Source organism: Clavibacter sp. VKM Ac-2872, assembly GCF_015351105.1.
GTDB lineage: Bacteria > Actinomycetota > Actinomycetes > Actinomycetales > Microbacteriaceae > Clavibacter.
The window spans coordinates 929,095-940,433 of the sequence record NZ_JADKRR010000001.1; the positions used below are offsets into that span (position 1 = coordinate 929,095).

An 11,339-nucleotide genomic window follows, 5' to 3' on the forward strand; every position below is an offset into this window, starting at 1 on the left:
CTAGTGACCCCTATGCACCACGAGAAGCTCACACTGGGGGAACCACCATGTTCAAGAAGATCCTCGCCGGGGCGGCCATCGCCCTCGCCGCGACGTTCAGCGTCGCCACCGCCGCCAACGCGGACCCGTACACGCCCGAGGGTGGAGTCACCGTCAGCGACCCGACCGTCGCGCCCGGCCAGAGCACCGTCCTGACCTTCGCCGACGGCTCGTTCGCCCCGAGCGTCCCCGTCACCATCACCATCACCGGTGAGGACGCGGCCAACGCCACGCTGGCCTCCTACCGCACGGCCCCCATGGCCGTGACGAGCAACTCCATCACCAAGAACTCGACCAGCGCCGGCGGCCTCCGCGTCACCGTCACCCTGCCGGCCGGTTCCGCCACGGGCTCCTACGCCCTGACCGGCACCGACACCCTCGGCAACACCGTCTCCACGACGATCTCGGTCGTCGCGGCGGCCGGCAACGGCACGGCGACCGGCGGCTCCGCCGCCGACGGCTCGGCCGGCCTCCCCGTCACGGGCGGCCAGCTGCCCGTCGTCCTCATCTGGACCGGCGGCGGCCTGCTGCTGCTCGGTGCCGCCCTCGTCGCCGTGCTCGCCACGGTCCGTCGCCAGCGCACCACGGTCTGATCCGCATCCCGGACAGCGTCGCCTGACTCCCCTCCGGAGCTCGGCGAGAGAAGGCCCCGAGGCATCCGCCTCGGGGCCTTCCCTCGTCTCCGGCCGCCGACGCGGGACGCGGGCATCGCGTGCCCCCAGTCCGGGGCCGAACGCGCCCGCGCTCCTGCGCCCGGACCGCCGACGCGGCTAGCATCTCGATCGTGGGTTTACCCGACCCGCTGTCTGCCTGAAGGCGTCGACCCGAAATCGCGCGCCGCGGACACCACAGCCCCGAGGCGATACCCGTCGTGCCCCCGCACGTCCGTCCCGGGTGCATCAGAGAAGGCACACCCGAGATGCTCGCCAAGACCCTGGCGGGCGCGTTCGTCGCGCTCGCGATCACCGTTTCCGTCCCCCTCGCCGCCCAGGCGGAGAACTACGTCCCCACGGACTCCGCCATCGCCTGCAGCGGCATGTCCGTCACCCCCGCCGCGGTCGCGCCCGGCGGGTCGGTGCGGATAGCCGGCGTCGCCGGGTCCTTCACCGCGGGCGAGACCGTCGCGGTCCGCCTCTCCGCGACGGCCGGCGTGCCTGCCGCCGCGGGGGACCCCGCCGCCTCCGTCACGGCCGCGGCCGACGGCTCCGTCGCCGGCACGCTCGTCGTCCCGACCACGGCATCGGCGACCTGGCGCGCCAACCAGACCGTTGCATCGGGCGACCACTGGTGCGGCCTCGTGTCGGTGGTCCCGGCGAGCGCCCGCACGGCGGCCGATAGCGGTTCGCTCCCCATCACCGGCGGCACGCTGCCGACGGGGCTCGCGCTCACCGGCGGTGGGCTGCTCCTCGCCGGCGCCGCGGCCGCGGGAATCGCGACGGTCCGCCGTCGCCGCGCCGCCTGACGCCCGACCCCGCTCCCGACCCGACCCGGGCGGATCCGATCACGACCGGATCCGCCCGCGTCGTCGCCTCCGGGCCGCGACGAACGCCGCGGCCGTCGCGCCGAGCAGGGCGCCGGTGCCGTTGGCCACCACGTCGGTGATGGACGCCACGCGCGCCGGCAGGAACGCGCCCTGCGCGAGCTCGACCGAGGCCGACAGGGCCGTGCCGGCGAGCGCGACGGCCCACCAGCGCCGCGCACCGACGGCGAGCACGCCGAGCACGCCCAGCGGCGCGAACAGGGCGACGTTGGCGACCTCCTCGATCATCGAGTAGCGGAACCCGGGGATGCCGTGGTGCTGCACGAACACCACGCCCCGCAGGAGGTACGGGTACACGCCGCGGTCGACGCTGTCGGGGGTGAGCGTGACCAGGCCGATCAGGGCGACGTACGCCACGAGGAGCGCGCCGGCCTGCCGTCGGCGAGAACGGCGGCGCTCGCGGTCCCGCCGCGCGCCCCATGGCGACCGACCGGGCACGGCACCCTCCTCCGCCGCGCGCGACGGGGGAGCTGAGGTGGCGGGATCCATGGGTGCCGCAGCCTAGCAACGCGACCTCCGTGGGGAATGCCCCGCCGAGCCCGCCCGTTCTCACCGTGGTGACCCACCTCGAACGCGTCCCGCTGAACGTCCTCGACCTCGCCCCGCGCCCCTTCGGCGGCACGAACGCTGACGCCGTCTCCGGCAGCATCCGGCTCGCCCAGGAAGCGGAGGCCGCGGGCTACTCGAGGTTCTGGGTGGCCGAGCACCACGGGATGCCGGGCATCGCGAGCTCCGCTCCGGCCGTCCTCCTCGCGGGCATCGCCGCGCGCACGTCCACCATCCGCGTCGGCAGCGGCGGCGTCATGCTGCCGAACCACACGCCGCTCGTCGTCGCCGAGCAGTTCGGGACCCTCCGCGCCCTCTACGGTGACCGGATCGACCTCGGCATCGGACGCGCTCCCGGCACCGACGGCGCGACCGCGATGGCGCTCCGCCGCAGCGAGGCGGGTCTCGGCGCGGACGACTTCCCGCAGCAGCTCGTCGACCTGGTCGGCTTCTTCACGGGCGGCATGGCGGACGACAACCCGCTGCGCGGCATCACGGCCGTCCCGGGGCTCGGCGACGTCCCGCAGATGTGGCTCCTCGGATCCAGCGGCTACTCGGCTCAGGTCGCCGCGGCCCTCGGGATCCGCTTCGCCTTCGCGCACCACTTCGCCGGCGACCGCACCGAGCAGGCGCTCGCGATGTACCGCGAGCGCTTTGAGCCGAGCGACGACCTCGCGTCGCCGCACAGCGCCATCGCGGTGAGCGTCATCGCCGACGAGGACCCGGACGTCGTCGAGCGCGAGGCGCGCGCCGGCCGCATCACGTGGCTCCGCATGCGCGGGGGCGGCAAGCCGCAGCCCGTGGATCCGGCGGAGGCCGCGGCGTACGCCTTCAGCGACGTCGAGCGCGAGATCATCGGGGCGCGGGACCGCCGCCAGGCCATCGGCTCGCCGGAGGCCGTGCGCATCGGGCTCGAGCGCCTTCTCACGAGCACGGGGGCCGACGAGCTCATCGTCGCGCCGTCGTCCACGACGCTCGAGCACCGCATCCAGACGCTCGGCACCGTGCGCGATCTGTCCGGCCGGCAGGTCCACGCGGCCTGATCGCGAGTGCACTCATCACATTTCGGCCACGGGGAGCTGAGACCCTCCCTCAGGCGGATGTGGCGCCTCCGGGCGCGGGTTAGATTCGTACCATGAGGAAAACTGACCTGACCATCTCGACCCGGTTGGGCGCGTTCCTCGGACTCGTCGGCATGAGCACGATCGCCGGCGTGCTCGTCGCTGCCATGGTGACCCCGGCCATCGCCGTCTCCGGCATCGCGGCCAACAGCACCATCGGCGTGTTCGAGGACATCCCCGACAACCTGCAGATCGACAACCTCGCGCAGAAGACGGTCCTCTACGCCAAGCAGGGCGACCAGCAGGTGCCCTTCGCCGAGTTCTTCTCGCAGGACCGCGAGGAGGTCCCGTGGGACGCCGTCTCGTCGTTCGCGAAGGACGCCGCCATCGCGACCGAGGACCCCCGCTACTACGAGCACGGCGGCGTCGACGTGCTGTCGGCCGCCCGCGCCCTCGCGCAGAACGTGCTGAACAAGGAGGTCCAGTCGGGCGCCTCCACCATCACGATGCAGTACGTCCGCAACGTGCTGGTCCAGAAGGCTCAGAACATGGTCGACTCCTCCGACGAGGCCACGCAGGCCGAGGGCCGCAAGGCCTTCACCGAGGCCACCCAGCCCGACATGCCCCGCAAGCTCAAGGAGATGCGGATGGCGATCGGGGTGGAGAAGAAGTACTCCAAGAACGAGATCCTCCTCGCGTACCTCAACATCGCGAACTTCGGCAGCCGGGTCTACGGCATCGAGTCCGCGGCGCGCTACTACTTCAACGTCTCCGCCGCCGACCTCACGCTCGAGCAGGCCGCGAGCCTCATCGCGACCGTCAACGCCCCCGAGGTCTTCAAGATCGACAACCCGGACAACCTCGAACGCAACAAGGAGCGCCGCGACCTCCTGCTGCGGAACATGCTCAAGGAGCAGAAGATCACGCAGGAGCAGTACGACACCGCGTCCGCCGCCGCGATCACGCCGACGATCACGCCCTCCACGAGCGGCTGCATCCAGGCGAACCCGATCTCGGCCGCGTACTTCTGCGACTACGTCAAGAACGAGATCCTCACGAACCCGGAGTTCGGCGCGACGCCGGCCGAGCGCGACGCCGTGCTCAAGCGCGGCGGCATGCAGGTGTACACGACGCTCGACCTCGACATCCAGGCGAACGCGGCGGACCAGATGCGGAAGCAGGTGCCCACGACGGCGCGCTTCACGAAGATCGGCGGATCCGTCGTCTCCCGCGAGGTCAAGACCGGCCGCATCATCGCCATGGCTCAGAACACGGACTACGGAGTCGCGGCCGACCAGGCCGGCGTCACCGAGATCAACTACTCGGCCGACAAGGCGCACGGCGGCTCCGCCGGGTTCCAGGTCGGATCCACCTACAAGATCTTCACGCTCGTCGACTGGCTCAAGAGCGGGAAGTCCGTGTACCAGACGGTCAACGCGTCGAAGACGAAGTGGAACCAGTCGGAATTCCGAGCGTGCGGGGAGCGCGTGGGCTCCGAGCCGTACACCGTCACCAACGACACCAACACCGGGGCCACCTCGAACCAGACGGTGCTCCAGGCGACCGTCGCATCCGTGAACTCGGCGTTCATCGCGATGGCGAGCCAGCTCGACATCTGCGACATCAACCAGACCGCGAAGGACATGGGCGTCTACAACGCCGACCAGCGGGACCTGCAGAACTACCCGCCGGACGTCGTGGGCTCCGGTGGCAACAACGTCGCGCCGCTGCAGATGGCCACCGCCTTCTCCTCCGTCGCGAACCAGGGCAACATGTGCCCGCCCATAGCGATCGACAAGGTCGTCCTCCCGGACGACTCCGAGCTCGTGACGCCCAAGAGCGAGTGCGCGCAGGCCATGAGCCCCGAGGTCGCCAACACGGCCGCCTTCACGCTCAAGGCGGTCATGGGCGGCACGGGCTCCGCGTCGAACCCGCGCGACGGCACCGAGATCATGGGCAAGACGGGCACGACCGACCGCTCGAAGGACACCTGGTTCGTCGGATCCTCCACCGAGGTCACGACGGCCGTCTGGGTCGGCAACGTGGAGGGCTTCGCGTCCATGCGCCGCAACGTCCTCAACGGCTCGGCCGCGGACAGCGCACGGCACCGGATCTTCAAGCCGCTGCAGACGTTCATCGACGACCGCTACCCGGCGGAGGGCTTCCCCGCGCCGAGCAGCACGCTGACGAAGAAGCCGTACGTGGCGCCGGCACCGAAGCCCAGCCAGTCCGCGGCGCCCACCGCACCGGACGCACCCGCGGCTCCCGCTGCGCCCGCGCAGCCGGCACCTCCCGCGGAGGGGTGAGCCCGCGCTCGATGGGGAGCGCGCGCCGACGGTCGTCGCCTCCGGGCGGCGGCCGTCGTGCTGTGCGCGGCCCGGCCTCGGATCGCTCGGAGGACGTGCCTCGTAGACTGGACGACCGCCGTTCCACCGACCCGGGGAGGCCGACATGACCGGGACCCCGACGTCCGCGCCCGCGCGCGTCCGCACGCTCCTGCCCGGCATCGAGGGCCTGCGCGGGGTCGCCGCCGTCGCCGTGCTGCTGTACCACGTGCAGCGGCAGCTGGCCCGCCCCACGACCGACGTCCCGCTCGTCGGCGAGGTCGCCTTCTTCAGCCACGGCGTCACGCTGTTCTTCGTGCTCAGCGGCTTCCTGCTGTTCCTCCCGTTCGCGCGCAGCCTCGTCGACGGGGTCGCCCTGCCGCGGCTGTCGCGCTACGCCGCCAATCGCGTGCTCCGCGTCTTCCCGGGCTACATCGTGGTGCTGCTGCTCGTGAGCCTCGTGCTGCGCATCGCGATCCTGCCGCGCGAGACGCGTGACGCCGGGATCTCGGTGGGCACGCTCGGACCGGTCGACACGGTCGTCAATGCGCTGCTTCTCCAGGGCTACACGCCGCGCACGCTCCGCAGCGGCATCGAGGTCGCCTGGACGCTCGCCGTCGAGGTGTCCTTCTACGTGGTGTTGCCCGTCGTGGCGCTCCTCGCGGCGCGGCTGCTGCGGGGGAGGGCCACATGGATCCGCGCCCTCGCCCCCGCGGCCGTCCTCCTGCTGATCGGCGTGGCCGGCAAGGTGTGGGCGATGATCGCGCAGGCCCCGCTCAGCCACCGCGGCCGTCTCGCGAGCGAGTGGGGCGTGACGTGGGAGGCGGTCGCGAACCGCAGCATCCTCGTGCACGCGGACCTCTTCGCCTACGGCATGGCGGCGGCCGTCGTCCTCCTCACCGTGTCCGCGGACGAGGGCGTGCGCGATCGCGTCGCCAGCTGGCGCGTGCCCGCCGGGATCGTCGCGGCGGTCCTCATCGTGGTCGCCTCCGCGGCGCGCGTAGGGGCCTTCGAGGAGAGCATCGTGGCCGCCTCGTGCGCGACGCTGCTGCTGCTCGTGGCGCTGCCGCGGCGCGGGGGATCCCTCGGCCCGGTGACGCGCGTCCTCGAGCTCCGGTGGATCGCCTGGCTCGGCACGATCTCGTTCAGCGTGTACCTCTGGCATCTGCCGGTGATCCGCTTCCTCCGCCGCGCGGGCCTCGTGCTGCCGGACACGCTCGCGGGCTTCGCCCTCAACACGCTCGTCGTGGGCGCGGTGACGCTCGCGTTGTCGGCGGCGACGTACTACGCGATCGAGCGCCCCGCGCTCCGGCTCAAGCCCCGCTCGCCGTAGGAGCGGCCGACCTGCGCGGGGGACGACGAAGGGCCGCTCCCGGAGGAGCGGCCCTTAGTCGTGCTGTGCCTCCCGGAGGAGGCGGTGTGTCGGGGTAACAGGATTTGAACCTGCGACCTCTTCGTCCCGAACGAAGCGCGCTACCAAACTGCGCCACACCCCGATGGCCCGAGGGCCGGGCTCTACGATACCCGATGTTCCGGGCTCCCGAGTACGCGGAGGCGGTCAGACCGCGGTCAGACCGCCGTCAGCGTGAGCAGCGTCGCCTCGGGGTAGCAGGCGAAGCGCACGGGTGCGTAGATCGACGTGCCGAGCCCGGCGCTCACGTGCAGGAACGACGCCCGGTCGGCGTGCGGCCAGACGCTGAGGCCCTTCACCTGGCGGCGGGGGATGTCGCAGTTGGTGACGAGCGCGCCGTAGCCGGGCACGCAGACCTGGCCGCCGTGCGTGTGCCCGGCGAAGATCATGCGGGCGCCGTTGGTGACGAACGAGTCGAGCACGCGGCGGTAGGGCGCATGCGCGACGCCGAGCGACACGACCGGCGCGTCCGAGGCACCCTGGTAGGCCTCCCCGTCCTCGCGCAGCGCGTCGAGCGCGCCGGGGAGCGCCTCGAGGTGATCGAAGTCGCGGTGCGGGTCGTCGACGCCGAAGAACTCGAGCAGCGTGCCGTTGACCTCGATCGCGCCGGCCGCGTTGTTGAGGTCGACCCAGCCGAGCGACGCGTAGAGCCGCTCGAGCCGCGCGAGGTCGAGGTCGGCCGGGCGCTGCGTGGCGTGCGTGTTGGCGGTGAAGTACTTGAACGGGTTCTTGAGCATCGGCCCGTAGTAGTCGTTCGAGCCGTGCACGAAGACGCCGGGGATCCCGCGGAAGGCCTCGAGGGTCTCCTCGACCGCGACGATGCCCTGCTCGTGGCCCGTGTTGTCACCCGTGTCGACGACGAGGTCGGGCTTCAGCTCCGCGAGCTCGCGCACCCACCGCTGCTTCTTGTGCTGCCACGGAGCCATGTGCATGTCCGACAGGTGGAGCACCCGGATGGGATCCGCGCCCACGGGGAGCACCGGCACCGTCACCTCCCGCAGCGTGAAGCGGCGCCGCTCGTAGAAGGACGCGTACGCGAAGACCGCCGCGCCGGCCGCGGCGACCCCGCCGACGGTGCGCGCGATCGTGCCGACGACGCTCATCAGCTGCGTCCGATGTAGAGCGTCACGGGGCCGCTGCTCTGTTGACCGGCCGCGGGATCCGTTCGGGTCGCCTTGCCGATCTGCGAGTTGTCCTGCACCTGCTCCTGCGCCATGGTGACGTCGAAGCCGGCCGAGCGGAGCGTCTGACGGGCGCCCGTCATGTCCTGGCCCTGCACGTTGGGCACGGTGCCGGGCGTGCCCTGCTGGCTCTGGTCGGGCCCGCTGCTGATGAACACCGTGACGGTGGATCCGCGTGCGGCGTTGGCGCCGGCGCCCGGGTCGGATCCGGCGACCTGCCCGGCGGGCACGTTCGCGGAGGACCGCGCGCCGCCCTGGGCGAAGGTCAGGCCCGCGCCCTCGATGGCCGACTGGGCGTCGGCGGGCGACATGCCCGACACGTCCGGCACCTGGACCGTCGGCGTGCGGGTGAGGTCCGCTGCCGGGCCGGGGAACGCCGACCCCTTGTAGACCGCGTTGACGGCCTGCATGAACGGCTTCCACACGGCGAAGCGCGCGGTGGACATGAGCTGCCCGCTCGGGAGCTTCGTCTTGCGCTGCTGGATCTGCTGGCCGGTGTAGCTGCCGACCCAGATGGCCGTGGTGACCTCGGTGCTGGAGCCGACGAACCAGGTGTCCTTCGCCAGGTCCGTCGTGCCGGTCTTGCCGATGAGCGGCGTGCCGTCACCCGTGTTGGCGGCGGCCCCGGTGGCGCCCATGACGCCGGCGAGCGCGTACGCCGCGGTGTGGGCCACGTCGGGGCTCACCTTCTCCTCGCAGTTCGCCTGCGGCGGCGTCACCTCCGTGTCGTCGGGGAGGACGACCTTGTCGATCATGATCGGCTTGCACGTGGTGCCGTTGTTCGCGACGGTGGCGTACGCGCTCGCCATGGTGAGGGGGGCGATGTCGTTGCCACCCGAGCCGATGATGTCCGTCACGAAGTTCGAGAGCTGCTTGTTCGGGTCGGCCTGGTGGATGCCGATGTCCTTGGCGGTCTGCACAATGCCGCACATGTCGAGCTCGGAGGCCATGGCGAGGAAGGCCGTGTTCGTGGAGTTCGCCGTCCCCGACATGACCGTCCGGTTGGGCCCTGGTGCGTCCCCGTCATTGGAGTACGTCTTCGACGGCGACCCGAGGGTGCCTCCCGTGCAGGAGTCGCGGAAGTCCTTGCCCGACCACGTGCCCTTGGAGGAGTTCACGACCTCGTTGACCGAGTGGCCCTCCTTCAGCCACTCGAGGAGGGTGACGATCTTGTACGTCGATCCCGCCTGGAAGCCGCCGGAGCCGCCGTAGTTCTGGTCGGTGTTGAAGTTGACGCTCGTCACGCCGCGCTGGTCGCCGTTGCCGTAATCGGTGTTCTGCACCATCGCGATGACGCGGCCGGTCTTGGCCTCGACGCTCGTCATCGCGGATCCGACGTTGATGCTGTTCATCGTCGTGGGGATCTGCTTGCGCATGTCGTCCGTGGCCTTCGCCTGCAGGTCGAGGTTGAGCGTCGTGTAGATCTTGTAGCCGTTGCGGTTGAGGTTCCGACGGGCCTCGTCGGGGGTCTGGCCGAACTCCTTCGAGTTCTCGACCGTGTACTTCACCGCGTCGCAGAAGTACGCGGCGCTGGCGGGCTGCGCCGCGTTGCAGCCGCTCACCGACGGCGTGATCGCCGGGGTGACCGGGGTGGCGATCGCCTCGTCGTGCTGCTGCTGCGTGATGCTGTGGTGCTTGAGCATGTTGTCGATGAGCACGTCGCGGCGCTCCTGGTTGGCCTTGATGTTGCCGGGCTCGTCGATCCGCAGGGCCGTCGGGTAGTTCACCGTGGCGACGAGGCTCGCGGCCTGCGCGATGCTCAGGTCCTTGGCGTCCACGCCGTAGTAGTACTTCGCGGCCGACTGGATCCCGTAGACGCTGCCGCCGTAGTTCGCGATGTTGAGGTAGCCGAGCAGGATGTCGTTCTTGGAGAACTTCTTCTCCAGGCCGATCGCGAGGCGCATCTCCTTGAGCTTGCGGGCGGTCGACTCCTGCGTCGCCTCCGCGTACGCCTTCTTGCCCGCGTCCGGATCCGTCTCGGCGAGCGTCTCCGCCTTCTGCACGAGCACGTTCTTCACGTACTGCATGGTGATGGTGCTGGCGCCCGACTCCACGCCCCCGCCGATGACGTTCTGCGCCAGCGCGCGGAACGTGGACTGCACGTCGACGCCGCCGTGCTCGTAGAAGCGGGGATCCTCGGTGTCGACGGCCGCGGCCTTCGCGTTGTCGGAGACCTCGTCCCAGCTCACCTCCTGGCGGTTCTGCGCGTAGAACTCCGCGAACTTCACCGGCTGGCCGCCCTTCGTGGCGTAGAGCTCGGTCTTCTGGGCGAGGTTGTCGATCTGCAGGTAGTCCGGCAGATCCTCGAAGAGGCCGATCGTGTTGTTGGCCGCGAGGCTCGTGACGGCGATGGCCGGGGTGACCATCGCCGCGACCAGCACGCCGGCCACGGCGCTCATGCCGAGGACGCCCGTGAGCGCGGCGGCGACGCGGCCGGGCGTGTTCTTGGAAGCAGACATAGACTCCAGAGTACGGGAAGGGTGTATGGGAACCCGTGAGACCTGTGCGCCGGCCGCCCGCGCCCGTCCCGTCATGCACCCCGACCCGACCGGCAAGGAGCCGAGATGACCGCAACGCCCGCGCAGTGGGAGTACCTCACCACGCCGCTGATGATCCACAACACCGCCGCGATCCTCAACACCTGGGGGTCGCAGGGCTGGGAGCTCGTGCAGGTCGTCACCGGCCCCGAGGGCGGGCTCGTCGCGTACATGAAGCGCCCGGTCGCCGGCGCGGAGCACGGCGCCTGATGGGCACGATCTCCGATCGACTGGCCGAGCTCGGCATCGAGCTGCCCGCGGTCGCGGCCCCTGTGGCCGCCTACGTCCCCGCTGTCGTGCACGGCGGCCTCGTCTACACGAGCGGCCAGCTGCCCTTCGTCGACGGCGCGCTCGCCGCGACCGGCAAGGTCGGCGCCGAGGTGTCGGCGGAGGACGCGAAGGCGCACGCCCGCACGTGCGCGCTGAACGGGCTCGCGGCGGCGGCGGACGCGGCCGGCGGCGTCGACCGCATCGCGCGCGTGGTCAAGGTCACGGGCTTCGTCGCCTCGGCCGAGGGCTTCACCGGGCAGCCGGGCGTCATCAACGGCGCGAGCGAGGTGCTGGGGGAGATCCTCGGCGACGCGGGCGTCCACGCGCGATCCGCCGTCGGCGTCGCGGAGCTGCCGCTCGGCGCGCCCGTCGAGGTCGAGCTCGTGGTGGCGCTCGTCGAGTAGTCACCGCCCGCCGTGGCGGACAGGAG

Annotated in this window: 10 protein-coding genes and 1 tRNA gene; 7 read left to right on the top strand and 4 right to left on the bottom strand. The window is 71.3% G+C overall.

Annotation, left to right across the window (positions count from 1 at the left end):
* Positions 1-47 precede the first annotated feature (47 nt).
* Together ITJ40_RS04445 and ITJ40_RS04450 are read left to right on the top strand one after the other, a co-directional pair.
* Positions 48-632, top strand: a complete 585-nt coding sequence (locus ITJ40_RS04445) for a sortase (protein WP_194665926.1) — start codon at positions 48-50, stop codon at positions 630-632.
* 326 nt (positions 633-958) lie between these two features.
* A complete protein-coding gene (locus ITJ40_RS04450; protein WP_228511788.1) occupies positions 959-1,501 on the top strand; it encodes a sortase in 543 nt (180 codons plus the stop codon).
* Positions 1,502-1,540: 39 nt separating this feature from the next.
* Here the strand turns inward: ITJ40_RS04450 and ITJ40_RS04455 are convergent, their stop codons facing one another.
* Positions 1,541-2,068, bottom strand: a complete 528-nt coding sequence (locus ITJ40_RS04455; protein ID WP_194665928.1) for a VanZ family protein — start codon at positions 2,066-2,068, stop codon at positions 1,541-1,543.
* A gap of 29 nt (positions 2,069-2,097) precedes the next feature.
* On the opposite strand from ITJ40_RS04455, the gene ITJ40_RS04460 reads away from it, so the two are divergent.
* The 3 genes from ITJ40_RS04460 (at position 2,098) to ITJ40_RS04470 (ending at position 6,843) form a co-directional block, all read left to right on the top strand.
* Positions 2,098-3,168 (top strand): LLM class flavin-dependent oxidoreductase, encoded by a 1,071-nt coding sequence (locus tag ITJ40_RS04460; protein WP_370531992.1) that lies wholly within the window; start codon positions 2,098-2,100, stop codon positions 3,166-3,168.
* Positions 3,169-3,260: 92 nt separating this feature from the next.
* Positions 3,261-5,492 carry a transglycosylase domain-containing protein gene (locus ITJ40_RS04465; protein WP_194665929.1) on the top strand — a complete coding sequence of 744 codons (2,232 nt, stop codon included), beginning with the start codon at positions 3,261-3,263 and terminating at the stop codon, positions 5,490-5,492.
* 145 nt (positions 5,493-5,637) lie between these two features.
* Positions 5,638-6,843 (top strand): acyltransferase, encoded by a 1,206-nt coding sequence (locus ITJ40_RS04470; protein WP_194665930.1) that lies wholly within the window; start codon positions 5,638-5,640, stop codon positions 6,841-6,843.
* Between the two features lie 89 nt (positions 6,844-6,932).
* On the opposite strand, the gene ITJ40_RS04475 is transcribed toward ITJ40_RS04470, so the two are convergent.
* The 3 genes from ITJ40_RS04475 to ITJ40_RS04485 all read right to left on the bottom strand — a co-directional run bounded on the left by ITJ40_RS04475 (position 6,933) and on the right by ITJ40_RS04485 (position 10,561).
* Positions 6,933-7,006 (bottom strand) — tRNA-Pro (locus ITJ40_RS04475).
* 73 nt (positions 7,007-7,079) lie between these two features.
* Positions 7,080-8,024 carry a metallophosphoesterase gene (locus ITJ40_RS04480; protein WP_194665931.1) on the bottom strand — a complete coding sequence of 315 codons (945 nt, stop codon included), beginning with the start codon at positions 8,022-8,024 and terminating at the stop codon, positions 7,080-7,082.
* Positions 8,024-10,561, bottom strand: a complete 2,538-nt coding sequence (locus ITJ40_RS04485) for a transglycosylase domain-containing protein (RefSeq protein ID WP_194665932.1) — start codon at positions 10,559-10,561, stop codon at positions 8,024-8,026. Before ITJ40_RS04485 ends, ITJ40_RS04480 begins: the two co-directional genes overlap by 1 nt.
* Positions 10,562-10,666: 105 nt before the next feature.
* On the opposite strand from ITJ40_RS04485, the gene ITJ40_RS04490 reads away from it, so the two are divergent.
* Complete coding sequence (locus tag ITJ40_RS04490) at positions 10,667-10,849, top strand: hypothetical protein (protein ID WP_012297657.1); 183 nt, start codon at positions 10,667-10,669, stop codon at positions 10,847-10,849.
* Positions 10,849-11,313 carry a RidA family protein gene (locus ITJ40_RS04495; protein ID WP_194633578.1) on the top strand — a complete coding sequence of 155 codons (465 nt, stop codon included), beginning with the start codon at positions 10,849-10,851 and terminating at the stop codon, positions 11,311-11,313. Before ITJ40_RS04490 ends, ITJ40_RS04495 begins: the two co-directional genes overlap by 1 nt.
* The last annotated feature ends 26 nt before the right edge of the window (positions 11,314-11,339 follow it).

What these genes read in the sequence shown, in the direction of transcription:
- ITJ40_RS04480 (WP_194665931.1), bottom strand. Translation starts at nt 8,024, where the DNA reads ATGAGCGTCGTCGGCACGATCGCGCGCACCGTCGGCGGGGTCGCCGCG.
- ITJ40_RS04455 (WP_194665928.1), bottom strand. Translation starts at nt 2,068, where the DNA reads ATGGATCCCGCCACCTCAGCTCCCCCGTCGCGCGCGGCGGAGGAGGGT.
- ITJ40_RS04485 (WP_194665932.1), bottom strand. Translation starts at nt 10,561, where the DNA reads ATGTCTGCTTCCAAGAACACGCCCGGCCGCGTCGCCGCCGCGCTCACG.
- ITJ40_RS04470 (WP_194665930.1), top strand. Translation starts at nt 5,638, where the DNA reads ATGACCGGGACCCCGACGTCCGCGCCCGCGCGCGTCCGCACGCTCCTG.
- ITJ40_RS04450 (WP_228511788.1), top strand. Translation starts at nt 959, where the DNA reads ATGCTCGCCAAGACCCTGGCGGGCGCGTTCGTCGCGCTCGCGATCACC.
- ITJ40_RS04490 (WP_012297657.1), top strand. Translation starts at nt 10,667, where the DNA reads ATGACCGCAACGCCCGCGCAGTGGGAGTACCTCACCACGCCGCTGATG.
- ITJ40_RS04495 (WP_194633578.1), top strand. Translation starts at nt 10,849, where the DNA reads ATGGGCACGATCTCCGATCGACTGGCCGAGCTCGGCATCGAGCTGCCC.
- ITJ40_RS04465 (WP_194665929.1), top strand. Translation starts at nt 3,261, where the DNA reads ATGAGGAAAACTGACCTGACCATCTCGACCCGGTTGGGCGCGTTCCTC.
- ITJ40_RS04445 (WP_194665926.1), top strand. Translation starts at nt 48, where the DNA reads ATGTTCAAGAAGATCCTCGCCGGGGCGGCCATCGCCCTCGCCGCGACG.